This is a genomic window from Methanobrevibacter sp. (genome assembly GCF_015062985.1).
In the GTDB taxonomy this organism is placed as follows: Archaea; Methanobacteriota; Methanobacteria; order Methanobacteriales; family Methanobacteriaceae; genus Methanocatella.
Genome location: NZ_SUTI01000001.1, coordinates 50,680 through 74,878, shown reverse-complemented (window position 1 = coordinate 74,878; position 24,199 = coordinate 50,680). Strand labels below are relative to the sequence as shown.

Sequence of the window (24,199 nt, the reverse complement as noted above, 5' to 3'; positions counted from 1 at the left end):
ATTTTATAATAGATAACTTATTTCATGTATATTATAGCAAATTTCGATTGTAAATTTAAAGGCAATCAGGAAAATATAGAAAAGGTACTTCAGCATTTCGGACTTAGAAAGGTTCAAGCTACATTATATGTGGGCGAATTGGAAAATTATGAACGTGAGCAATTGCAGAATAACATCAATGAAATCATCAGGCCAAATGACAGTCTTTTGATATTTCCAATATGTAAAAACTGCTTTTCAAGGAAGGGCAGTATTGGACGTGAAATAAAATTCAAAAACGACTTGTTCAGGGTGTATTGATATGAAATTAGTCATTGACGGATACAGCAAATCCATACATAAAAAAGATAACCAGATTGTCATACATGAAAAAGATGAGACAATAGATTCGATTAAGGCAAGTGAAATTAGTGACATTACTGTTATTGGAAAAGGTTATGTTACCTTTGATGCACTGAATTTAATGGCTCTAAACAATATCAAATTGATAGCCATCAACCCAAGAGGAGAACTAACATATACACTTGAATCTCCTGATTGGCGAAATGTGAAGCTAAAAAAAGAGCAGTATAAATTAAGCGAAAATAAAATGGGTCTTATAATATCAAAAGAACTGATAAAATCAAAAATGAAAAACCAAAAGGCAACATTGACAACTCTAAATAAATCAAAACAACTGAAAAGAGTTTATAATCATAGGTCGAAGATTGATGAATGTATCAGTCAGCTTGAAGAGTTGAAATTGAGAGGAGATAATGAAGAAGTAAGAATGAAAATAATGGGATTGGAAGGGAAGGCTTCAAATGAATACTGGAGTAGCGTTAAATACTTCATTCCTCCAGAAATTGGTTTTCTATCAAGAACAAAAAAGCCAACGGATTTGCTGAATTCAATGCTTAATTACGGTTATGCAATTCTTGCAAGTGAAATTACCAAAAGCATACTAGTCAATGGTTTGGATCCATACTGCGGATTTTTGCATTTTGATATGGAAGGCCGCACCAGTTTAACATTTGATTTGATAGAACCCTTCAGACAACAGATTGTAGATAAAACTGCCATTGGATTGATTAATAGAAAACAAGTTACTGTTGATGATTTGGATAAGCGAAACAATACTATAAAATTGGAAGCCAGAAAATTGATTATAGAAAAGATTTTAGGCAAAATTTACTCAACAATAACCTACAATGATGAAACTCTAAGTTACTTTGATTTGATTGGAAAGCAAAGCGAAGATTTAGTTGATGTGCTCTTAAAAGGTGAAAAATTTGAAGGATTTTATCTTAGGTGGTGAGGAAACCTAGGGTGTTTTTGGGTGGAAAAATCATCTCCTCAAAATCAAGAAAAATAACGGTTAATCTACTTGTTAATTGCTATGGTTTTGAGGAAACCTCCCATAAAAAACCGGTGCGAAAATGATGTCCTCATAACATTTTTAAAAGAAGAAATATAAACTAATTAAATAAATGTTTTAAGGAAAATTTAGTAGTGTTTTAACTGAATGTTTTCAGTCGAAATATTCAAAACCTTATGTCGGAAAAAAATGTTACTTAAACTCTGGAAAGGGAATTTATGTTAATTTTATCAATACGATTAAAGATAAAATTAATGATTTTGATGGTTTAAATATATTGAAAGATGAAAATTATTATTTTTCAAAAATAAATGTTTTAACCAATTTTACAGTTGATTCAACCACTAACAACCATAATTTTATGGATATGAGAAAATTGTTTAAATTGGCCTTAAGAACCGAACCTACGTATACATATCCTAAAAAAGGTTATGATATGTTTTTATGTCCATTTCATGATGATCATAATGCAAGTGCAAAGGTATCCAAACATATTTTTCAATGTTATAAACATGACCAAATGCAATTTGACCAAACAGCGTTTCTTAAAAGGTTGTTCAATCTTAATACAGTCAAAGAAGTAGAAAATAAATTTCAGGAGTTACAAGATACCTCTAAACATTAAATATTATTTAAAACTCTAACTTAATTGTTGTTAGAACTCATACATGAATCAATTGTTCCAATTCTTTTCCACATATCGCTTTCTGCATATCTACGACTGTCAATGTTAATTATTGTTTTGTGGTGACAAAGCATATATTTGATTGTAGGCCCAACAATCTTAAATCTTTTATAACTTTCTTCATTCTGATTGGGCCGTTGTTGCATTTCTATTAACTTTATTTTGTCGCGGGTTCAATTCCCGTCGGGCCCATCTTTATTTTTTTCAAAACTTCAGTTATATGAATTGAATTACTTTAACATGCTATTCCTTTGCCGATACCATATTTTTAGATAAATCCAAGTAGTGCGATTATGAAAATAAACTCATCCGTTAATAGATGACAAAGGTATGAAACCATGATGTTTTTAGTCTTAATGTATCCGTAAAACTCGAATATTGAACCAAATCCCTGTATGCAGAGGGCAAATAGGAACATGATAGGATTATACGCATGGATTGATGCAAACATCAACATTACTAAAGCAACGGAAATGATTACAGATAATTTACGGTTATTTGAGTATTTGTAAATCACTCTCAAGAAAAACATGAACGGAATGAATTTAATGAATTCTTCACCCAGTACTGAAAATATAGACGTAATTAGTGTCATGACCCCTAAGGATCCTGGATCAACGGTTCCGCTGCTGACTATTCCAACTTGGTCCAATACTGCACCAATGACGATTGCATATATCATATATCCCACAAAAAGAGCTACTACAAGAAGAAGGTCTCTGCTGGATGGAATTCTTAATATTGCCTTATAATCCCATTTTAAAAAATACAATACTGGAACAATAAACACTATGCAACCCAATATTGCAAAATAAACCTTATCAGATATTGACAAAAAAAATCCGATGAAAAATACTAGGAATAAAACAATCCAACCCCATTTGGGAATGTATGGATTCTTATTATAGAACGGAAAGTCATAATCCCTATCTTCAAATTTAAACCAATCTATTTCTACCATATTATTAAATAATATTTGAACATATTTATAATTTTTGAATTGTTTTTAACCATTCTATTATTGATTTTTTAAATAAAAAGAAAGATTATTCATAATTGAATAATCATATATCTTGAGAGTTTTCCGGGATTTCGCCAAACCAATCAGTTTTCTTGCCGACATAATACATTATGATGTATAGTACTATTAAAAAAACGATTGCTACGGCAACTTCCGATAATTGCGGAGAGGAAGATGATGCCTGCAGTCCAAGCATGACAAATAAGCCAACAGCAAAATTATTCGCAGTGTGAAGGGCAGAACTTACTTCTATACCATTTGTTTTCCAGGCAAAAAATCCGAAACCAAGACCTGAAACCAATGTTTCAAAAAGTCCAATGCTGTTATATCCATGGCCCATTGCAAATATTATGGCTTGAAGAACTATCGCCAAAACAGGAATTTTAAACCATGATCCCAATGTCTGCATAATCAATCCACGAAATATGTATTCTTCTGCAATACTTTGAAGAGGTATGGAAATCAAAATTACAGCAAGAAATGCTATTGATAAATGAGATGTGCCTTCCGGCCCTCTAATAGCAGTGTCTGCGGCCATATATATTATGTACAATATTAGTGGAATTACCAATGCCTTGAAATAGAGTTTGAAATTCCATCCTCCGCGTGAAGATGAATAAGAGGAAAACGGCCTATCCTTAACAACCTTAGATGCAAGATATAATGAAGGAATAAATACTATAATAATCAAATCGGCAAAGAGTATCGCCAGAGGAGAGTTGAATGCTTCATATCCTCCCTGGAAAACTAACCTTATAAAATCAAATCCGACTATTAGGTAAAAAACCGCTAAAATTGCTGCACTGAGTATGAGCATTATTATGAAAGTTAATATAAAAACAAGTATCGGTTTGTACCACCTATAGTTTTCAAAGGTTCTGGGAAACGTGATATAATCAGATATTTTATCATTCGTTGTCATAATTATAAGTTACACATTAGTTATATTTAATATTTACATTAATTCTGAAAGTATTTGTCTTAATGAGGTCTAATATTTCTTACAAACGGAAAAAAATAATCTAAAAGAAGATTATGAGAGTTACATACAGAAAAAATAATTATGTGAAAACCTTAAATTATCATGTGTTGTAAAAAAAATAAGTCTAGAGAGAACATAATCGGCACAGCTACATTAGGATTTTTCATACACATCTCTCCAGATTATATGCCCAATTAATGTTTTAACTGAATGTTTTCAGTCGAAATATTCAAAACAAAACACTTACAAGGAATAGTAATAAAATTCATCAACTTGCTGCTGAAGTTAGTGTTAGTGTTGATTTCGTCGATGGTCAAATGAAAGTTATTGAGGATGATTCATCCGGTGAAGATTTCAGGAAACTTATTAAGGCAGTTATTATCTCTAATAATGTGGATTATATTTACTGGCATAATGATGGAGTTATTATCAATACTGCGGTTAAAAATGCTTTAAAGGAATTTTGTGGTATTCAAGTAACGTTTTAACTGAATGTTTTCAGTCGAAATATTTAATACCAAACTGCGGTGCTATTGTGATGAGATACGTGATATGATGTTAATATAAATGTTTTGATTCTTGTTTTTAAATAACTTAATTCGTATCCCCTTTATCGTTAATTTAGATTATCAACTATTAATTTAAATAGTTCCTTTGTTTTATCAGTTGCAGTGGACTCCCAAATATCTTCAGGAATCTCATAAACAAATGTCGGATAGCCTGCTTGAGCGATCGGTTTTGAAACTAAAACTGCGGAAGTTGATTTGTATGTTTCATTACCTGTTACAGGATAATAATTAAAATCACTGCTTTTACTAATTTTTTCAGCAATGTTTACAGATGCATTGTCCATTTCAGGAGTTGCAAGGTAAAAACCTTGACCATAATCAGGATTATGGGAATGACTGATAATAACTGCATCGGCATCTGATTGTGTTACATTAGGATTAACAAAATCATGAACCAAACTTTCCCCATTCGCTCTACCCTGCTCATAATCTTGCGGATTTTGTGTAACAGTTACCTTATAATGGATTATTTTAACATCATTGTTTCCAAATTCTTTTGCGGCCTGAATTTCAGGATCTATTGATAATGTTTCTCTTGGATGAATTCCGGTAATTAATGCAATTGTCACCGGTGCACTTTCATTACCAGAAATTCCCACCTCAACGGTTCCGACACTTGTATTTCCAAGTGTAGTATATTTAATTTCGTTGTAATGGTGGTTTGAAACAAAGATTACGCCAAAAATTAATATGATTGCTAAAATGAGCATTATTTTATATTTCCGCTTCAACCTTTTCACCAGTAGTTATTTTTGAGTTAATTTATTAATAAACTATTGTATCTACTGAATCTTTTCAGTCAAAATATCAAAAACATAAGATAATCGTTAAAAAGAAACTTTAATAATCTTTTGGAGAGCATTTTCAAAAGCAGTTCCTCTCCATATGCGTGAAATTCATCCACGACTATAAAAAAAAGAATTTGAGGTATTCCTGTATTTTTAGGACAAAGCATCCAAGAATACCATACTTATGAATCTAAAATAGCAACTGCCAGCATATTGCTAATTGATGAAACTTAAATATTTTAATTAAACAAGCTCATCGCTAACCTTTTAACAGCTGCTTCACGAACATCCTGATCAGGGTCATTTTCAGTAATGGAAATTAAGACCTCTTTATCATTGACTTTTTTAACAGCTGCTTCACGAACGTCCTTATCCGGATCATTTTGAGCAAGGTCAATTAATATTTCTTGGTCATCTAATTCTTTAACAGCTTCTAATCTTTTTTTTTCCAGTCTTTATATCACTTCCAAACATACTTTATTTTTTAATTTATATATAGTTATTAATTATACAATAGTAAAAAAAAGAATTATAAGACTTTAAATTTGAAATTAATTAATTAAAGTGACAGTTTAAGAAAATATTGCCTGATTAGCCAAATCATCAAAATTTTTTGAATTTAATAAATTCATGTAAAATCCCTCTTTTGAGCTTATGCATTGATTAAATACAAAAACTAATATAAATCCGAAACCAATATATTAAAAGAGAATTATGGACACTATTTTTACGGATGAGAAGGATGAAAGGTTTTTGAAACTTGTATGCGAACTTGACAGAGGATATTATGACCTCATTGGTGATGAACTGTCAAAATATGACAGTTATAACGAGTTCAATGACCCCCATGTCGTCATATTAGCATTAGATAATGATATTGCAGTTGCCTGCGCCAGCTATAGAACTTTTGATGATGATTCTGTAGAATTTAAAAGGGTTTATGTTAAAAAAGAATATAGAAAAAGAGGTATAGCCTATAATATCATTACAGAATTGGAAAAAATAGTTATCGAAAACCGTTTCAGATATTCATATATAATAACCGGAAAAAACAATAATGCCGCTATAAAATTATATGAAAAGCTAAATTACAAACTGATAGATAATTTTGGACAATTCATAAATGATGATACGGTTATCTGCATGAAAAAAGAATTTAAATAAAAAGAAAAAATAAATGATAAAAATCATTTATTTAATATTCATAGAATCCTTTGCCTGCGTTGATACCTGTTTCGCCAGCATCTATTTTTTCCTTAAGTTTCAAGGCTATTTTTCCTTGAGTTGTTTCAGGGTCTTTAGATCTAGGATCCATAATACCTATATTATATGCAGTTACAAGTCCCACAATATCTAAAATTTGGAAAGGTCCGTTTGGTGAACCTGTTGCAAGTCTCCAAGTCAAGTCTATTGTTTCAGGATCTGCTACTCCTTCAGCCCATAATGCCTGACCGGCAGACAGGAATGGGACCAGCAATGAATTGAGTACGTATCCAGGTTGTTCCTTCAATACTTTAATAGGAACCATGTTGATGTCTTCAGCAAATTGTACAATTGCATCAAAGTACTGTTGGTCAGTTCCAGGGTGCGGCATTACTTCAGCAGTGTTTTGAGCCCATATGTTATTTGCAAAGTGGAATGCAAGGTATTTTTCCGGCCTTCCGGTGTGTTCTGCAAATTGGCTTGGAAGCAAAGTAGATGAGTTTGTAACAACAATTGTCTTTTCCGGAAGATATTTGGCCAATTCTTCATAGAATGGAATTTTCTGATTAGGGTCTTCTGCAATTGCTTCAATTACAAGGTCAGCATCATCTGCTGCTTCTTCATAACTAGTTGTTAATGTCAGGCTGTCGAATGCTTTTTGAGCTTGTTCTTTTAATGCATCTATCTCTTCATCACTTAAATCAGGATTTTTGCTGAATCCTCTGCAATAAGCTGACTTGTCGGTTTTCATTTTTTCAAGTGTGCCCTGATAGATGTTTAAAAGTCTTTCAAATTTAGGTTTTGCCCTTTCGATGGATCCTTCACTTCTTAACCAAACTGTTACGTCGAATCCGCAGAATGCAGATTGATAAGCAATTTGACTACCTAAAACTCCTCCACCGGCTACTACAACTTTTTTGATATCCATTTTCAATCACCAATTATATTTTGTAAATTATATTTTACGATTGATTAAAAAAAAATAAAATATAATTCATTAGGTAATAGTTTATTATTTAAAATATTTAAAATTTTATAAATAAATCAAATATTAAAAACAAGAAAGATTAAAAAAAATATGGAAAAATGAAAAGCATGATATAAAATCATGCTTTTAAAAAAATATGGAAAAAAATAAGAAAATTATTTGTTTCTTTTGATTACAGCATAACTGCCCATAATTGCAGATACTGCCAATAAAGCTATGATTGGGTTACCGGTTGCTAATAACTGTTGAGGAACAGTTGCGTTGCCGGTAGTGTTTCCGGTTGCGTTTGCAGTAACGTTAGCAGTTGTATTTCCGGTAATGTTTCCAGTTTCATTTCCGGTAGCATTTCCGACAAATCCTGTTTGATTTTCGAGAGGTAAACCTGCACCAGGTTCTAAAGTGCTTTGGTTGACATCATTTTGACCTGCATCAGAACCTAAATTTGCTGGTTCATTGATTGATTCACCTAAAACAATTCCATCATGGGAACTAGCATCATCGGCAGCGCAAACGAAACCTGCTGATGCTATTACACAAAATATTGCAAGTAAAGTTAATAATTTTTTATTGAAATTCATAAGTATCACCTTTTAAATGTAAAGAAATGAAAAGTGTAATTTTGAAAATTACACTTAATTGCACAACTAGATATATAAAAAAGATAATATATAAAGTTTTTCGAATGTAAGTACTCACTTGCATCATAAATTCAAAAATAAAACAGTATTTACTCGATAAATAAAAAATTACTTTATTTTAACAATATATTTTAAAATTCAGGATTGATATCATTGTTTTTTGTGAGCGAATATAATCAAAAAAAATGCAATGTCAAATTAAAATCAGTCGGCGACAATATCCTTTATCACTTCACCGGCAATAATCAAACCAGCAACGGAAGGCACAAAGGAAACGCTTCCCTTGACTTTAAATTTCCTATCCTGATTTATGGGGCAATCATTTGTGTTTATCGGATGTTCCTTGGAATAGACAACCTTAAGTTTTTCGATATTTCTCTTTTTAAGGTCTTTTTTCATTATTCTTGCAAGAGGACACACTGAAGTCTCAAAGATGTCAGCCACTTCAAACATTGTCGGATCCAATTTGTTTCCTGTTCCCATTGAAGAAATGACAGGAACATCAAGCTCATCACATTTGCATATGACTGCAATCTTTGCCATTATCGTATCCACGCAGTCAACTGCATAAGAGATGTCTTTAGTAATAATGTCCTCTTTACAATCCGCCATATAAAATTCCTTATATGTTTCAACATTTGCATTTGGATTGATTTCGAGGATTCTTTCTTTCATCAAATCGACCTTGAATCTGCCGATTGTCTTTTCGGTTGCAATCAGTTGCCTGTTGATGTTGCTTTTATCTACCTTATCATGGTCCACCAGGATAAAATTGCCCAATCCGCTTCGTGCAAGCCCTTCGCAGACAAAGGAACCGACACCGCCAAGACCAAAAACGGCAACTTTCGCGTTGCTTAATTTTTCCATTCCCTCATTTCCAATCAGCATTTCAGTTCTTGAAAACTTTTCTTCCATATCCGCTCACCAAAAAATATAATTTAATTTAATTTATAGTATATAATAAATAAAAACTTAATGCTAAAGGAACATTAATTATGATAATCGATACTCATTGCCATATCTATAAAAGCGAAATGGAAAATGCGGAGGAAATAATTCAAAAAGCGGCTGAAAAAGACATCCATATGATATTGAACGGCACAGACCCAAAAAGCAATGAGGAAGTCTTGGAATTATCAGGCAAATATGACAATGTCCATGCCGCATTGGGATATCTCTATCCTTTTGCAGATGAAATGACAGATGATGACATTTCCATACTGGACAAACAGCTCGACAATGAAAATGTGGTTGCCGTTGGTGAAATCGGCATTGACTATTACCACAGAAAAGACAATAAGGACAGACAGATGGAACTGTTTGAAAAGATGCTGAAACTTGCTGAAAAACATGGCCTTCCTGTAATAGTGCATTCAAGAAAAGCTATGCAGGACACTTTTGACATATTGAAACGACATGATGTAGTCGGATCCATGCACTGCTATCAGGGTTCAGCCGAAATGGCACAGGAATTCATCAAACTGGGATTCTATATAGGAATAGCAGGGCCTGTTACCCACAAAAACAATAAGAAAATAAGAAAAATGATAAAAAAAATTGATATTGGCCATATGCTTGTAGAGACTGATTCACCATATCTGAGCCCCGAAGAAAAAAGGGGTGAAATGAATACATCACTAAACCTGAAATACATTATAGAAAAGATAGCAGATGAATTGGATATGCCTGAGGACAAGGTCATTGAAATTACTGCTGAAAATGCAAAAAGATTATATGGGATATAATTTTAATGCAGTACATACCGTATACTATTAACAATAAAAATTTTTTCAGGAATTATTCATCATCAGGAAGCGATTCTATATCAGTAGCTTCCAATTTCATAATAACTGGCCTTAATCCATCATTACATGAGACAATGGCAACACCAGGAGTCTTAATCCAATCCCGATAATACCAAACTTCATCAACTCCATGAGCTAAAGCAAAAACATACTGATAAATTGCTTTCCAAGCTTCATCACAGAAATTATCCGGTTTTGCATAATCCGCATAATAAACTTCACCTTCACTCATTAGAGGACAAGTAGATAAACCTTCCACACCATACTCCTTTGCAAGGTCTTCCTGTAAAGTTGTTTTTAGAATAGTTATTCTTACCTTCTTCATGGTCTAAATTATATTCCATCTATATTATAAAGTAATCTCCACAATCAGTTAATGCACATTAACATTCTTTGTTCTAATATTATGGAAAAAAATAAAGATAGGAAAGCTATTCTATTTCCACAATCTTTAAAAAGTTTGTTTTTCTTGTCTCACCTAATGGAAATCCTCCTGTGACTACAATTAGATCTCCTTTATTAAGGTTAAATTCATTTTTGGCAATTTTTCTTGCATTTTCTACCATTTCATCAGTGCTTTCATATAAATCTGTCACTACCGCTTTGACGCCGAAGTTTAAGACTAGCTTCTCGGCAATGTGATTGGATGGGCAGCATGCCAATATTATGGAGTTTGGCCTGAAATTACTAATCCTGCGTGCGGTAAAGCCAGTCATGGTGGTTGTAACTATCAGTTTAATATCAGAAAATTCAACAGCATCTACAACCAGTTTTGCTATCGTGTCACTGACACCAATTGTTCCATTGTAGGAGACATGCTTGCTGTAGTCTATTTTCGATTCGACATACTTGCATATTCTGCTCATCATTTCAACAGATTCTATAGGATGCTTTCCAATAGTGGTTTCTCCAGATAGCATCACACAGTCTGTTCCGTCCATTATTGCGTTTGCCACGTCTGAAACCTCAGCCCTTGTTGGTCTTGGGCTTTCATACATGGATGCCAACATTTCAGTAGCTACAATTGCAAACTTGCCCTTCTGGCGGCATTTTCTGATAATGCCCTTTTGAAGCATAGGCAACTTTTCAAGCGGAACTTCAACTCCCAGATCTCCTCGAGCAACCATTATTCCATCAGACACTTCGATTATCTCATCAATATTTTCTATGCCCTTATGGTTTTCAATTTTTGAAATGATTAATGCGTCTCCGCCGGCATCTTCAATTATTTTACGGGCGGCCATCACATCTTCCTTTGAATTTACAAAGGATAGAGCCAGATAATCGCAAGAATGTTTTGCCGCGAAATCAATGTCCTTTTTGTCCACTTCGCTAATGAATTCCAACTTTAAATCGACACCGGGTACGTTGATGGTTTTCTGGTCTTGAATTTTGCCATTGCCCAAGGATTTCAGCACCACATAGTCATCTTTCTTATCGATGACTTCCAATTCAAGCAAAGCATTGTCTATCAGCACTTTGTGGCCCACTTCTATGAAATCAATTGCCTCACTGTGGTTTACTCCGAATTCCTCTTTGTCCCCCACTATGCAGCTCTTGCTCATCCTGATTGTATCGTTCTCATAAAGGGTTACACCTCCGTCCTTGAATTTCAAAGTTCTGAATTCAGGGCCTTTGGTATCATACATTATAGCAACGGGCCTGTTGCAATCCTTGCGCACTTGTCGAATGACGTCTATTATTTTCTGTATGCTCTCGTGTGTGGCATGACTAAGATTAATGCGTGCACAGTCCATGCCCTTATTGACCATTTCTTCCATAACCTCCACAGAATCGCATGCAGGACCTATGCTGCAGATGACTTTAGTTTTCTTCACGTTATCATCACCAAGAACTTTTAATTGACTTTAATAAACTATTTTAAAAAAAGTAAATTTACCAATCCCTCAATTCCTTAGAAGTCATATTGACATTGAGAGGAGTTAGGCTCGGTCTTTTTTCAACAAACAATGCATATCCGTCACTGCCTTGCTCGTATTCCTGAACCAAGTTTGATGTAATCATAATCAAATCATCGCTATTCTGATTTTCATCCAGAGGATAGTTGAAAATCTCTGATTTATCCTCATCCGTATTGTCTATGACCCTTTTGTCAAGCATTTTATGTGAGAGATGGGTAATTTTAACATCTTCTGATTCATAATTGGTCGGTACATTCAGGTTGAACAAGTCCACACCCTCAGGAAACCCTTCGTCAATGATTCTCATGACAAGGTCGTGCAGAACCTTCTTCACCAAATCGAAGTCATATTCCAGATACCATTCGCCATTTTCATCCTGTTTATATGAAGTTTTGGGATCTATGAACAGGGAAGCTGCAATTGCAGGAATCCCAAGGCTAACTGCCTCAAAAGCTGCGCAAACCGTACCTGAAGAAGTTACGTCACAGCTAATGTTGACACCTTTATTTATCCCGGTTATGACCAAATCAGGTTTCTCATCCATTACATAATCAGCCCCAACAATAACGGCATCTGCAGGACTTCCTGAAACGGAATAAGCGGGACTGCCGTCTTCAAGCTCCAATGATTTTAATTCCAAATGATTGAATAATGTTATTCGGCGCCCTACACTGCTGTTGTTCTTATCCGGTGCGACTACAGTGACATTAGCCAAATCCTCAACCGCCTGTTTTGCAGCCAATATTCCAGGTGCAAAAATTCCATCATCATTAGATATTAGAATATTCATAAATGACCAACCTTAATGTGTATATGTTTAATATTTAGAATCTTTTAATTAAAATATTCTTTCTAATCAGATTTTCTAAGAACAATTTTCTGATAAAATATTCAGTTTGATTAAATTAATAAAACCTTTAAATAAATGATAAGTTAAATGACAATCATTAATTAAATAATGCCTATTTTCAATTAAATGATATAATAAAATATAACAGCAATATTTATTCAATACCATATAGATTGCTAAAAACAAAAATAAATTTAAAGGCAGATTTCGTTAAACTTCAACTCAACAGTTACCTTAACCGGAACGTGAGAAAACTTCAGATTCTGATTGAAGCGGCCTGATACATATTCACTGGTTTGACTTCATTGTCTCCATCTGCTCGTCACGGCTTTTAAGTTTTAATGTAAACAGAAATGCGATGAATGCAACAATAGCTGCTAAAATTAAGCTGACCTTATATCCAAGTATTCCTGAAAAGGATGCTATTATACCTCCGATAAGAGCACCTCCAATCAGCTGCCCTGCACTGGATAGCATATTTACGATGGCCTGGCCTGCTCCCCTTTCAGTCGGCTTTGCTTCGGTTAAAACAATATACCTTAAAGGAGCTCCTATAATTGTCACCATTCCCACACCAATTACACAGCCTGCTATAATAAACAGCATGAAATTGTTGGGATGCATGGCAATAACAGTCAAACCTATTGACAGCATAAGTGTTCCCGCCGCCATAATCATGCGTGACCCTACCGAATCCAGAATCCTTCCGAGTATCGGTGCCGCTACGGCATTAGCTCCCAAAATCGGAATCAACATCAGACTTGCAATCTGGTCGTTCAATCCCATGGAAAGGATTACCAAAGACGGAACGAATATAACTGAAGAGTAAATTAATCCATAGCATAATGTTTCAATGCATGCAATGGAAATTTCCCTGTTTTTCAGCATATGTATAGGAACGATGGATTCCTCTGCCATTTTTTCTATTTTTACAAAAATTGGAATTAAGGCAATGAATAGAATTAAAAACGGAGCTACATTCATGGACAATAAGCTCTGTGTGAAATTGCTAGAATCAATCTGATTTAATCCATAGGCTAAAAATACTGCAAGCAGACTTAGAATGACAATACCAAGATAATCTATTTTGAGCTTTCTTTCATTTTCAGACCCAGGAAGTATTTTCCATGCAAGCAGTATCAGAAATACGCTGATTGGAATATTAATTGTAAAGCACCAGTTCCAACCGAATGGGATTAGTGCTGCTCCAACCAATGGACCTCCTATTGCAGAAATTCCGAATACACTTCCAAGAATTCCTAACGCTCTTCCCCTTTCATTCAATGGAAATGCATCACCTACAAATGCTCCCGCCACAGGGAACAGTCCTCCGCAGCCAAAACCCTGTATGATTCTTCCCAAAAATATTGATTCTATATTAAATGAAAATGCAATCAGGAATGATCCCACTGCAAAGAGAAGCACATCAAGAATGAAAATCTTCTTTCGGCCGTAGAAGTCGGAAAACTTGGCCATAATCGGTGATCCGATCATGAAAGTAATTACAAAAAGAGTGAATATCCAGCTTGACTCCCTGCTTGTCAAGTTAAATGCATGTTCAATTGAGGGCAGTACCGGACCTATAATGCCTGTGTCCAGAGACCCCATGAATACTCCTATCAAAAATAGTATCAGTATCAGATTTCTTGTTTTCTTGTCTAAAGTCTTTCCTTGCATAGTATTCTCTTATGATTTTTTTATATACTCTTTACAATTACCATATCTTTTTATGATGTTATTTAATGTTTTTCTTAATAGCCGGATTGATTTAACAGATACTTTTATATATGATTAATCAAATATATCCTAACGAACGGTAGGTAGGAATATGAACACTAAAGAAAAAATTTTTGATGTATCGCTGGATCTGTTTTCAAAAAAGGGGTATGATTCAGTTTCACTAAGGGAAATTGCAGAAGAAGTTGGAATTAAAAAAAGCTCAATATACAGTCATTACCCTTCAAAGGAAGCAATATTAATGGATATCTTCAACTACATGACCCGACTTTTTGAAGAGGATACCCTTATAAACAGCGAAGATTTAAACCTCTCAAGCAACAATGAAGTGCTATTGGACAATCCTGAGCTCTTCTATCACAAGGGTTCCGAAGCCATAAAGGAAATGCTCTCAGAAGAGAGAAACCTGAAGATATGGAAATTAATATTTATACAAATGACTCACAACGAAACGATAAGAGCATTCTTCCAAAATGAGATACTCGTCAAACCATTGAAATTCTGGGAGGAATTTTTCACTATTTTAAAAGAAAACGGAACTATAAGAAAAGATTTGAATCCCAAACTGCTGGCCAAGGAGTATTACAGTTTTCCGATATATCTGCTTATAGAAATCTGTGCAAAATATGATGATATACCGGAAAGCTGCCTGGATGATTTCTTTAATGAAACAGAGGAACATGCTAAATTCCTACTTGATTCCATAAAGGTGAAACAATGAGTGATAATGATTTTAATCTGCAGGACTATCTGGAAAATGGAGTGGAAATCCTCCTGAAGGATGCCATGAAAGCCTCTTTTAGAAATCCGAAGGAAAGCCTGTTTCTGGTCAGATTTTCCAAAAATGCAAGAAAAGCCAATAAAATCAGACAAAGATATAGTGAGAATGGCCAAAACATTCCGGTATTCCTAATAGCAAGCATCACAAGCAGCTGCAATCTGCATTGCACAGGTTGCTACTCACGGGCAAATGATGCCTGCAGCGATGATGCACCATTAAACCAGCTTTCAGCCGATGAATGGGAAGATATATTCAATCAGGCAAAAGAGATTGGAATAAGCTTCATAGTTCTAGCCGGCGGAGAGCCAATGCTGAGGGAAGACGTAATAATTAAAGCAAGCAATATCCCTGAAATACTGTTCCCAATATTTACTAACGGGACAATGATGAGTGAAGACTATCTGAAGCTGTTTGATGAAAACAGAAATCTGGTTCCTATATTTTCAATTGAAGGAAATGAGGAAATAACTGATTTGAGAAGAGGAAAAGGAGTTTACAGGCAATTGCTGGATTCAATGGATTTGATGAGAAAAAATAATTTAATTTTCGGCGCTTCACTAACATTCACAAAAGAAAATTTAGATAATCTTCTTTCAAATGAATACATAAACCAATTGCATGATTTGGGCTGCAAAGTAATATTCTTCATTGAATATGTTCCGGTCAATGAGGCAACCGTTGAGCTTGCACCTGGTGACAGCGAAAGGGAATTGCTCTTAAACGAAATAAATCGCCTTCGTCAGGACTTTTCGGATATGATATTCATGTCATTTCCAGGTGATGAAAAGACATCAGGAGGATGTCTTGCGGCCGGTCGGGGATTTTTCCATATCAATTCACATGGCGGTGCAGAACCATGTCCTGCTTCACCCTATTCAGACATAAATGTAGCCGACACATCATTGATTGACGCGCTGAACTCCAGATTATTCAAGTCCCTTAGGGATGGTGATCTGCTTATTGACGACCATGCTGGAGGCTGCGTTCTATTTGAAAATAAGGAAAAAGTAGAGGAATTACTTAAACAAAAATAGATAAAAAGTGTGATTAAATCACTTCAAAACCAACGAGTTTTACCTTATTGGAAATCAGATCGGGATTTTCATCAATCTTTTCAGATAGTCTTGTAGTAATGTACTTTTTATTGTCATCCGGAAAGACAGTAGCTATTTTATACTCATCGCTATCCATAATAACGCTTGCTAAAAAGTTTGCCCCTCCTGAAATTCCGATACCTAAACCGAATTCCTTAGCTATTCTTTTGGACATGTTTATGGCATCACAGTCATGGATTAAAACGATGTCATCAATCAAATCTTCATCAACAATTCCCGGAATGAAGTCATCACCAATTCCTTCAATCATATGGCTTCCCTCTTCCATTCCCATTTTAAGTATTGATAATGTACTTGGCTCCAATGCGAATACTTTGGAATCAGGATTGTTATCCTTCAATCTTTTGCCGATTCCCATCAAAGTTCCGCCAGTTCCTATTCCTGAGACAAAAGCGTTTACATCAGGAATAGCGTCAATGATTTCCTGACCTGTTGTATTATACTGTGCTTCCACATTTAATTCATTGTCAAATTGGAGTGGCCTATATGCATCATTTTCTAAAGCAAATTCTTCTGCAAGCTCAAGTGCCCTTTTGAATCCGCCTTCCTCTTTTGATACGAGATGGACATGAGCACCATACATTTCAATCAGTTTTCTTCTCTCGAGTGATGCCCAATCAGGCATGAAAATATGAACATCATGACCATAAAGAGCACCTATGGCACTGAAAGCAATACCGGTATTTCCGCTTGTAACTTCCACAATAGCTTGGCCATCTTTTAAAATACCCAATTCCTTTTCTTTTTCAATTATGTATGAAGCTATTCTATCTTTAATACTGCCGGAGTAATTGTAGTATTCAAGTTTTGTGTAAATGCTTCCCTTCTTTCCTTCATATTCATAATCAATCTTTATCATTGGGGTATTGCCGATTAACTTTCCAAAATTCATATAATTCCATCCAAAACAATATTAATATAAACTATGTATCTTATTTTTAAAATACTTTTTTAAAAAAAAGGATATAATGATAAAATCAGGGCCAAAACTGGAAAAAAGAGTTGGAATCTAATCATTTTTTGACCATTGATATGCAATTCTTGGTGAACCGTCGGCAACGTATATCCTTCCACACTTCTTGAAACCATTCATTTCAATTTGCTTCTGCATTATAAGATTGTCATGATGAGTATCAATTCTGATGTTGTCTGAAATGCCTTTGCAATAGCTTATGACACATCGCAATATTCCATGGACCTCCCCATCACTTGCAATCCTATGTATTGTAATATATTCATCATCATTAAGCCATCCGCCATCCTCGATATAACTGTATGTCGGTTCATCTCCACTGAAAAGAGCAAATACTCCATGAGGGTCATCGCCACAGCAAACCAGATGGCATGTACCATATCTGATATCATCCCTGATTAAATCTTCACTTGGATATTCATGCCCCCATTGGTTGGGATTTCCGGATTCGATCATGAAATCCTGTGCACTTCCATAAATTCTCATTATTTCAGACAAATCATCGCTTTGCGCTTTTCTAATATTCATATTTATCATCGGGAAAAATAAAATATTATCTAAGCTATTTTCTTGTTAATTTTTCCCAATCCCCAATTTTTTCAAAACCAATTCCATAATGCATCCTTTCAGCCGCAGGAATATAGAAATATGAAAAGATGTCCTTATCTTCACTAATCAACTCCTTTGACAGTGCAGCCAGTGTACCTTTAGAAAATCCTTTTCCCCTGTATTTTGGAGTTGTGAGAACCCCGCTCAATACTCCTAAATTCGGCAGTTCCGCATAGGTTGCAGCATGGCAGATAATTTCATCCGTATCCTTGTCGCGCAAAATATAATTACGTCCGAAATGATCTTTTTTCCTTTCACAATACTGTTCATACAATAGCTCATAGCCATATGGTTTTCCAAGATTTTCGTCTTCAGCTATTACTTTTGCAATCTCTTCCAGCTCTTCAAACGGTGCTAAATATGCATCCGGATTCGGAGAATAAGTTAATTCCTGAAGTTTTGCTACAGTTCCTATTTCACTTTCGTATTCGGGCAGGAAATCCTCAATTGTTTCAATTGTATCGCTCATTCCGGAAACCATGGAGGGGTTATGATTTTCAATGAAATCAATAATCTCCGCTACAATAAAATCATTTGATCTGCTATAAATTTGAATTCCATTATAATATTTGCTTAATATTGCACATATTCCTTCATCACTGTTTTGAATCCAAACATTGAAGTTTTCATTGTCCAATCCATATTTTATCAAGTCAATGTACATATACAGGCATTTTCCATAATCGTCATGGATATAATCAAGCACTTTATCGATGTCTTCAGAAGTACACTTTTCTATCATGGATATTAATATATTCGGTAAATATTAAATATCTTTTCTAAAGTATTCAGTTCATAAAAAAAATAATTTGATTAATTGGCCATGATATTATTGATCGATATCCTCTAAAGCTTCAATGAAGATATCCATTACTTCAACTTCACCTATGGAAACACGCAAGCAGTCCCCTAAATTGGAAACATCCTTGTAAACTTTAATCAGAATTTTCTTTTCATCCTTCATTCTTTGAACGATTAGAGAAGCATCAAGATGTTTTGGCTTGATGAAAATGAAGTTGCCCTCCTGTGCGCTTACTGTATATCCCTTTTCTTTAAGGGTATCAATTAAATGCTGCTTACCATTCAATTGCTTTTCAACCAACTCATCAATCATTCCTTCCTTTTCCATGATTGCCTGGGCAAATAACATTCCAAAAGCATTTATATTATGGGGAGTGCATAGCTTCTGCACGTATGATACAGCTTCAGGGCTTCCGACAACATATCCCAAACGTGCCCCCGCCAGGGAAAATACCTTTGAAAATGTCCTTGTGAGAAGCACATGCTCATTTTCAAGAGCATATCTGATAAATGAATTTGGATAAAAATAGAAATAAGCTTCATCAATCAATAATGTGCATTCATGCTCTTTGCAGGCTTCAACAATTCTGTCCATCTCTTCATATGAATATACGTCACCGACAGGATTGTTAGGATTTAAAACAATTACCAAATCGATATCATCATCGATTGCTTCGATAAATTTGTCAATATCCATTTCAAGGTTTTCATCATAATGCACATGAACACTTTCTCTGCCATACATGTTGCAGTATACATCATACATTGCATAAGATGGAGTTACTGATAATACTTTTCCACCTGGTCTGCTATAAGCTTCAATGGCATAGCGAACACCTTCGGCAGAGCCATTGACTAAACAGATGTTCTCTACTTCAGCGCCTATAAATTTAGCAAGCTTTTTAGTAAACTCCAATTGTTCCGGGTATTTTGCAACAAATTCCGGAGTGACATTTGAGAGCACCTCATTAATGAAATCCTGTGACAATCCTACAGGATTCTCATTTAAATCCATGCGTATATATCCATCCCTAGAATTTTGATCGAAAATTCTGTATAAATCTTTTACATTTTCATTTATATAATACATTTAACCACTTATACGTCCTGTCTCAATTGTATAATCTGATCGGCTAACTTTTCCTCGCCGGTATCCCTTAAATAGCTGTCCAGCAATTGGTCAATATCCGCATCGACGGAATAGGTATAACCTAAGTTAACCCCGCTTCTCATTGATCTTATAAGAGGTTTCATCCTGAATTCCAATTCCTCATAATTTCCTTCTTTATACAATTGCATCAATTCGTCCTTCTGCTCTATGTAATCATCACGGTTGTGCAGGATACTTCCACTTTGAAGCACATTCTGCTTAAAATTTCTTGTTATCAGTAAATTATTATAGATTTTTGTGCTTTCAGGGAATGTGAATCTTTTGATGAATTTGAGAATCTTATTTTCATTGAGGTTGGTACTGTTTGCATATGTGTATTCGAAGTATTGCTGATTCTTTTCCATGCTTTTCCTGAAATCTTCATCCTTGGAAAATTCATCCCAACTTATCAGACTGCTGGTGGTTCCCTGGGAATTGGCCCATTTCTTTTCCTCCCAGTTAAGCCCGTAATAATGTGAAGCGTAATAATGGAAATCTTTAAAGATAAATGATGGAACACCATCCAATTCCTTAGGAACTATATCATTGAATATTTCCGGTTTAATGTTTCCTGCTCCAACAACCCTGATGACATCATAATTCTGGATATCATCCCAGGTATCAATGGAATAGAATTTCCTTTTTGAATTGTATCTGTGATTGGTAATTCTCTCTTCACCAATAATTCCATATATGAAATTAATGAAACCCTTAAATTTTTTTAAGTACCATAACTCATCAGTTGTGACATTTAAAAATCTGAATTTCCAGAAAAGTCTCCTGTAGTTTTCCAATTTATAGCCTTTTTCAACAGGATGCTCGATGAAACGAATGTTGATACGGATGCAATGGTTATCGATATTCCTTGATTTCATGAAATTCAGGTCTTTGATTTTCAAGTCAAGGGATTCCTTATATCCGAACATCATGTAATGTTCATCAAACTTGGGGTTGGATCTGAAATCCTCAAAATAATATTTGTCATCATCCAATATGTCAGCTATCTTTTCCGCATCGGATTGGCACATCAATATCTCAAATGAACCCATATAGTCAATCGGCTCTTCCTTATAAGCTAAAAATGCAGACTGGCCATGCAATACATACTTTACGTTAGCTTTTTGGCATAGTTCATTCAGTTTTTGAAGCAAATCAAGTTGTATATCCCTTCTGGTTAACATAAATTTTCCCCCATCATTTCTAAATCAACATGCTCTTTTTGAAAGTTACATGCTCCATTTTTATTCTGATTCGCTATTAACATAGATTTCCTCCTCCAACATTCTGTCAATGCCAACATGTTTTTTAGCAAATTGCCATACGAATCCGTTTCTGGTGTGTTCAACTGCTTCGGCATACATTTTAGTGGCGTTTTCCTTATCTCCCAACATATAATATGCTCCTGCAACATATGCCATGATTTCACCATCTTCCGGATATTCGGCCAACATTTCTTTTGCCACATCAATCATTTCTTCATAATCTTTATCAACACTAGCTTTTTTGCCCATCAGCCATAATCTGGCCCTATATGTATCAATTAAATCCTTGCAATCGTCAAATACATTTTCCAATGTTTTCTCTACAGTCTCAACATCGAAATCATCATAAATCGCTACGGACAATGTTCTGCAATATTCGCAAATGTCCTTCAAATGCTGCAGTTCATCATCGAGGGGCTTGTTATATTCAATTATATCCAAAACATTTCGGCCAGTGAAATACAATCCCTGTCTAATCTTATATTTAACAATTACCTTTAATAAGTCGTTTCCTATATCATGAAGGCTTAAATATCTTTTGGGAACGGCATAAAACTGATGTGTGAAATAATCCTTAAATAGCTCATCCAATAATTCGAATTCCCTGTCTTCTATCATTTGGTTCAGGTCATAATTGTTAAGTTCAACAGTCCTTTCAATATTCTTTTTATCAACCAAACCCCTTATCTGATTTCTTTCTAAGTCAATATATTTTCTATAAGGCCACAGTTCAACACTGTTCTTTTTGTTTTCTTCATAAGCTTTCATGACTGCCTTTTGATTAACATGTTTTAGATATATCTTTGTAAATTCACTGAAAGGACGGCTTTGGTCTACTATCATAGCATTGTGTGAGATTTGACCATCACCCTGCGGAATATACATCCATGAATCCCCATAATCAATCCTCAGTGCATGTTCCAAATCGGAAGCAACAGGAATGCGATGTCCTTCCAAATCAACATAGCGCTCTCCCTTATAAAATGAGGATTTATGTAAAAACATATGAATTCCCCAGCGTATACAGACATAATCCGCTTTTTCAAGGGGATAGGAATATAATTTATCGTATAGCTCAGGCATTACTACGTCAAAACCTCTTTTATCAATGTCTTCCAAATATTGAAGAACAATTTTCTTGTGTTCATCATACTCTTCTAGGAGGACACTCTGTGAAACAAAGAAGTGCGGGGAAAATATTTCAAGAAATGCTTGCATTTGTTTTAAATGTTCTTTTTGACCATCTTCAACATTTGGGATTGGATCTAAAACAAAAAATTCAATCTGGTTTCCGCATAATTTGGCGGAAATGGCCTGTGAATGAAACATCATTGTGGTTGAAGTATCAACATAACGTGGAATCGGATTCCTGTGCAAATCATCGTTTTCCCAACATATGAAACTCCTATTTTCAGGAAGCACCTCCGGATGCTCACTGATTAGCTTGTACAGTTTGTCCCAGTCATCACGGGGAATAAACAGGTCAATATCATCATCCCAAGGAAGGAAACATTGATTCCTATGCGCACCGAGAGCGGTTCCACCTGATAAAAAATATGTAATTCCATGTTCCCGGCAAATATCATCAATTTCAAGTAAAAGATTTAATAAAGTTTCATGCATTTCATTCATAAATTTTCATCCCTACGCCTTAATCCTTATCAGTTTTTTTCAAATTTTCTAAAATTTCAACAATCTTGATTAATTCAGATTTAGTTATACTCTTCGTATCAACACGCCCGTTTTCCAACATTGTAGACATCGCCTTAACCAGATACTTGAATCCATTACCTTCAAAATTGGTATTGAACAGTTGCACATCATTTGAACCGGGAGTATGGAGCTCAAAGCTTTTGCATCTCCACCAATCCCCCCTCATGCGGATTGTTCCTTTTGTACCGATTATCTCCAGCTGATTGTCTACACGTATCTTATCACCAACGTTTATTAGGGCTCTTCCTTTAGGATAAACAAAGTTCATTGATGCGAATTCTATCTCATCACCATCCTTATTCACCTGAATGTCAGCCTTTTCATAGTCGCATCCCATAATCTTTAGCATTGGAAGCAATGTTGTTGTACTTAAATCATAAAAGAGATTAGAACGACTTGAGTCGTTTTTTGATATTGAACAGTTGAAGCTTAAGATGTCACCTATTAATCCTGCCTGTGTCATCCATAACAACTGGTTAAAAACATAAATATGAACCATCTTGATGTTTTCCATCAATATTACGTTATTTTCTTTTGCAAGGTCAAACAATTCCTTCATTATTTGAGAGTTGAATGTTGCCGGACAGTCGTAGATAACATGTTTTCCTGCATTCAATGCCTTTTTGATATATTCAACCCTATCTGAAATGGCACATCTGACAAATACTATATCGGAAGCCTGAATCATGTCTTCATAAGTATCAAAAGAATTTTCTATTGCATATTTTTCCTTAAATGCAGCTAACAGGTTCTTGTCTTCACAGAATATATTCTTAACTTCAAAACCGTTAACCAATTTGGCTTCCTTAACTAATTCATTATCGTCAAGATAATCGCAAATGATACCAATATCATATTGATTAAAAGTTTCTTCCCTAATCTTGGTGCTGGAAATGCCTTTTGTCCTTTCCATATAAACCATATTGCAATATTTTGACAAGTGATCGAATTTGCCCTTCCAGTCATCACCAATGACAAATGCGTCGATGTCATATCTGATGATGTCACCAATTTTTTGACCGAGATATTCCTCAACGATAATCTCATCTGCAAAACCTGTCTTCTGGACATTTTCAATCCTTGTTGCAAGTGAATCATGAACATTTAACTTTCCACGACCAATATCATAATTTTCACCAGTGACACCAACAATTAAATAATCTCCATACTCTTTTGCTCTTTTCAAAATATTGTAGTGTCCTTTATGGAATAAATCAAATGTTCCGTATGTAATAATTTTCTTCATGAAA

At 34.7% G+C, this 24,199-nt stretch carries 26 protein-coding genes; 8 read left to right on the top strand and 18 right to left on the bottom strand.

Annotation, left to right across the window (positions count from 1 at the left end; all coding sequences use genetic code 11):
* The first annotated feature begins 24 nt into the window (after nucleotides 1-24).
* From cas2 to E7Z77_RS00415, 3 genes are all read left to right on the top strand, one after another.
* Nucleotides 25-300, top strand: coding sequence for a CRISPR-associated endonuclease Cas2 (cas2, locus tag E7Z77_RS00425; RefSeq protein WP_292748944.1), 276 nt, complete (start codon nucleotides 25-27; stop codon nucleotides 298-300).
* A gap of 1 nt (nucleotide 301) precedes the next feature.
* Nucleotides 302-1,297, top strand: coding sequence for a CRISPR-associated endonuclease Cas1 (gene cas1 / locus E7Z77_RS00420; protein ID WP_292748942.1), 996 nt, complete (start codon nucleotides 302-304; stop codon nucleotides 1,295-1,297).
* 337 nt (nucleotides 1,298-1,634) lie between these two features.
* Entirely contained in the window at nucleotides 1,635-1,982 is a 348-nt protein-coding gene (locus tag E7Z77_RS00415) for a hypothetical protein (protein WP_292748940.1), read from the top strand.
* Between the two features lie 20 nt (nucleotides 1,983-2,002).
* Here the strand turns inward: E7Z77_RS00415 and E7Z77_RS00410 are convergent, their stop codons facing one another.
* The 3 genes from E7Z77_RS00410 to E7Z77_RS00400 form a co-directional block, all read right to left on the bottom strand.
* Nucleotides 2,003-2,188, bottom strand: coding sequence for a hypothetical protein (locus E7Z77_RS00410; protein ID WP_292748938.1), 186 nt, complete (start codon nucleotides 2,186-2,188; stop codon nucleotides 2,003-2,005).
* Between the two features lie 122 nt (nucleotides 2,189-2,310).
* Nucleotides 2,311-3,003 carry a CPBP family glutamic-type intramembrane protease gene (locus tag E7Z77_RS00405; protein ID WP_292748936.1) on the bottom strand — a complete coding sequence of 231 codons (693 nt, stop codon included), beginning with the start codon at nucleotides 3,001-3,003 and terminating at the stop codon, nucleotides 2,311-2,313.
* A 103-nt stretch (nucleotides 3,004-3,106) separates the two neighbouring features.
* Nucleotides 3,107-3,880, bottom strand: a complete 774-nt coding sequence (locus E7Z77_RS00400) for a type II CAAX endopeptidase family protein (protein WP_292748934.1) — start codon at nucleotides 3,878-3,880, stop codon at nucleotides 3,107-3,109.
* A gap of 482 nt (nucleotides 3,881-4,362) precedes the next feature.
* On the opposite strand from E7Z77_RS00400, the gene E7Z77_RS00395 reads away from it, so the two are divergent.
* On the top strand, nucleotides 4,363-4,533 hold the full coding sequence (locus tag E7Z77_RS00395; protein WP_292748932.1) for a hypothetical protein: 171 nt from the start codon (nucleotides 4,363-4,365) through the stop codon (nucleotides 4,531-4,533).
* 128 nt (nucleotides 4,534-4,661) lie between these two features.
* Here the strand turns inward: E7Z77_RS00395 and E7Z77_RS00390 are convergent, their stop codons facing one another.
* Nucleotides 4,662-5,345, bottom strand: coding sequence for a hypothetical protein (locus E7Z77_RS00390; protein WP_292748930.1), 684 nt, complete (start codon nucleotides 5,343-5,345; stop codon nucleotides 4,662-4,664).
* Nucleotides 5,346-6,116: 771 nt separating this feature from the next.
* On the opposite strand from E7Z77_RS00390, the gene E7Z77_RS00385 reads away from it, so the two are divergent.
* Nucleotides 6,117-6,566: a GNAT family N-acetyltransferase gene (locus E7Z77_RS00385; RefSeq protein ID WP_292748928.1), complete on the top strand. Its 450-nt coding sequence runs from the start codon at nucleotides 6,117-6,119 to the stop codon at nucleotides 6,564-6,566.
* A 31-nt stretch (nucleotides 6,567-6,597) separates the two neighbouring features.
* Here the strand turns inward: E7Z77_RS00385 and E7Z77_RS00380 are convergent, their stop codons facing one another.
* The 3 genes from E7Z77_RS00380 to E7Z77_RS00370 all read right to left on the bottom strand — a co-directional run bounded on the left by E7Z77_RS00380 (nucleotide 6,598) and on the right by E7Z77_RS00370 (nucleotide 9,146).
* Nucleotides 6,598-7,533 carry a 3-hydroxyacyl-CoA dehydrogenase gene (locus E7Z77_RS00380; protein ID WP_292748926.1) on the bottom strand — a complete coding sequence of 312 codons (936 nt, stop codon included), beginning with the start codon at nucleotides 7,531-7,533 and terminating at the stop codon, nucleotides 6,598-6,600.
* A 215-nt stretch (nucleotides 7,534-7,748) separates the two neighbouring features.
* Nucleotides 7,749-8,171, bottom strand: coding sequence for a hypothetical protein (locus tag E7Z77_RS00375; protein WP_292748923.1), 423 nt, complete (start codon nucleotides 8,169-8,171; stop codon nucleotides 7,749-7,751).
* A gap of 264 nt (nucleotides 8,172-8,435) precedes the next feature.
* Nucleotides 8,436-9,146, bottom strand: coding sequence for a tRNA threonylcarbamoyladenosine dehydratase (locus E7Z77_RS00370; protein ID WP_292748921.1), 711 nt, complete (start codon nucleotides 9,144-9,146; stop codon nucleotides 8,436-8,438).
* A gap of 80 nt (nucleotides 9,147-9,226) precedes the next feature.
* Here E7Z77_RS00370 and E7Z77_RS00365 point away from each other — a divergent pair, with 80 nt between their 5' ends.
* Nucleotides 9,227-9,976, top strand: a complete 750-nt coding sequence (locus tag E7Z77_RS00365) for a TatD family hydrolase (RefSeq protein ID WP_292748920.1) — start codon at nucleotides 9,227-9,229, stop codon at nucleotides 9,974-9,976.
* A 52-nt stretch (nucleotides 9,977-10,028) separates the two neighbouring features.
* Here E7Z77_RS00365 and E7Z77_RS00360 read toward each other — a convergent pair whose 3' ends face one another.
* The 4 genes from E7Z77_RS00360 to E7Z77_RS00345 all read right to left on the bottom strand — a co-directional run bounded on the left by E7Z77_RS00360 (nucleotide 10,029) and on the right by E7Z77_RS00345 (nucleotide 14,485).
* Nucleotides 10,029-10,361, bottom strand: a complete 333-nt coding sequence (locus E7Z77_RS00360; RefSeq protein ID WP_292748918.1) for a TIGR04076 family protein — start codon at nucleotides 10,359-10,361, stop codon at nucleotides 10,029-10,031.
* Nucleotides 10,362-10,467: 106 nt separating this feature from the next.
* On the bottom strand, nucleotides 10,468-11,874 hold the full coding sequence (gene pyk / locus E7Z77_RS00355) for a pyruvate kinase (RefSeq protein ID WP_292748916.1): 1,407 nt from the start codon (nucleotides 11,872-11,874) through the stop codon (nucleotides 10,468-10,470).
* A gap of 58 nt (nucleotides 11,875-11,932) precedes the next feature.
* Nucleotides 11,933-12,748, bottom strand: coding sequence for a 5'/3'-nucleotidase SurE (surE, locus tag E7Z77_RS00350; protein WP_292748914.1), 816 nt, complete (start codon nucleotides 12,746-12,748; stop codon nucleotides 11,933-11,935).
* 348 nt (nucleotides 12,749-13,096) lie between these two features.
* Nucleotides 13,097-14,485 carry an MFS transporter gene (locus E7Z77_RS00345; protein WP_292748912.1) on the bottom strand — a complete coding sequence of 463 codons (1,389 nt, stop codon included), beginning with the start codon at nucleotides 14,483-14,485 and terminating at the stop codon, nucleotides 13,097-13,099.
* Nucleotides 14,486-14,636: 151 nt separating this feature from the next.
* Between E7Z77_RS00345 and E7Z77_RS00340 the strand changes: the two genes are divergently transcribed.
* Both E7Z77_RS00340 and E7Z77_RS00335 read left to right on the top strand, forming a co-directional pair.
* On the top strand, nucleotides 14,637-15,266 hold the full coding sequence (locus tag E7Z77_RS00340; RefSeq protein ID WP_292748910.1) for a TetR/AcrR family transcriptional regulator: 630 nt from the start codon (nucleotides 14,637-14,639) through the stop codon (nucleotides 15,264-15,266).
* On the top strand, nucleotides 15,263-16,360 hold the full coding sequence (locus E7Z77_RS00335) for a radical SAM protein (protein WP_292748908.1): 1,098 nt from the start codon (nucleotides 15,263-15,265) through the stop codon (nucleotides 16,358-16,360). Before E7Z77_RS00340 ends, E7Z77_RS00335 begins: the two co-directional genes overlap by 4 nt.
* A gap of 13 nt (nucleotides 16,361-16,373) precedes the next feature.
* Here E7Z77_RS00335 and E7Z77_RS00330 read toward each other — a convergent pair whose 3' ends face one another.
* The 7 genes from E7Z77_RS00330 to E7Z77_RS00300 all read right to left on the bottom strand — a co-directional run bounded on the left by E7Z77_RS00330 (nucleotide 16,374) and on the right by E7Z77_RS00300 (nucleotide 24,195).
* Nucleotides 16,374-17,333 carry a cysteine synthase family protein gene (locus E7Z77_RS00330; protein WP_292748906.1) on the bottom strand — a complete coding sequence of 320 codons (960 nt, stop codon included), beginning with the start codon at nucleotides 17,331-17,333 and terminating at the stop codon, nucleotides 16,374-16,376.
* Nucleotides 17,334-17,450: 117 nt separating this feature from the next.
* Nucleotides 17,451-17,942, bottom strand: a complete 492-nt coding sequence (locus E7Z77_RS00325) for a hypothetical protein (protein WP_292748904.1) — start codon at nucleotides 17,940-17,942, stop codon at nucleotides 17,451-17,453.
* A 34-nt stretch (nucleotides 17,943-17,976) separates the two neighbouring features.
* The gene (locus E7Z77_RS00320) at nucleotides 17,977-18,765 is read right to left on the bottom strand and encodes a GNAT family N-acetyltransferase (RefSeq protein ID WP_292748902.1); all 789 of its coding nucleotides are present in this window, start codon (nucleotides 18,763-18,765) and stop codon (nucleotides 17,977-17,979) included.
* Nucleotides 18,766-18,852: 87 nt separating this feature from the next.
* The gene (locus tag E7Z77_RS00315) at nucleotides 18,853-19,914 is read right to left on the bottom strand and encodes a histidinol-phosphate transaminase (protein WP_292748900.1); all 1,062 of its coding nucleotides are present in this window, start codon (nucleotides 19,912-19,914) and stop codon (nucleotides 18,853-18,855) included.
* An 8-nt stretch (nucleotides 19,915-19,922) separates the two neighbouring features.
* Nucleotides 19,923-21,155, bottom strand: coding sequence for a hypothetical protein (locus tag E7Z77_RS00310; RefSeq protein WP_292748898.1), 1,233 nt, complete (start codon nucleotides 21,153-21,155; stop codon nucleotides 19,923-19,925).
* Nucleotides 21,156-21,215: 60 nt separating this feature from the next.
* A complete protein-coding gene (locus tag E7Z77_RS00305; RefSeq protein ID WP_292748896.1) occupies nucleotides 21,216-22,868 on the bottom strand; it encodes a LicD family protein in 1,653 nt (550 codons plus the stop codon).
* Nucleotides 22,869-22,887: 19 nt separating this feature from the next.
* Nucleotides 22,888-24,195, bottom strand: coding sequence for an adenylyltransferase/cytidyltransferase family protein (locus E7Z77_RS00300; protein WP_292748894.1), 1,308 nt, complete (start codon nucleotides 24,193-24,195; stop codon nucleotides 22,888-22,890).
* Between the last annotated feature and the right edge of the window lie 4 nt (nucleotides 24,196-24,199).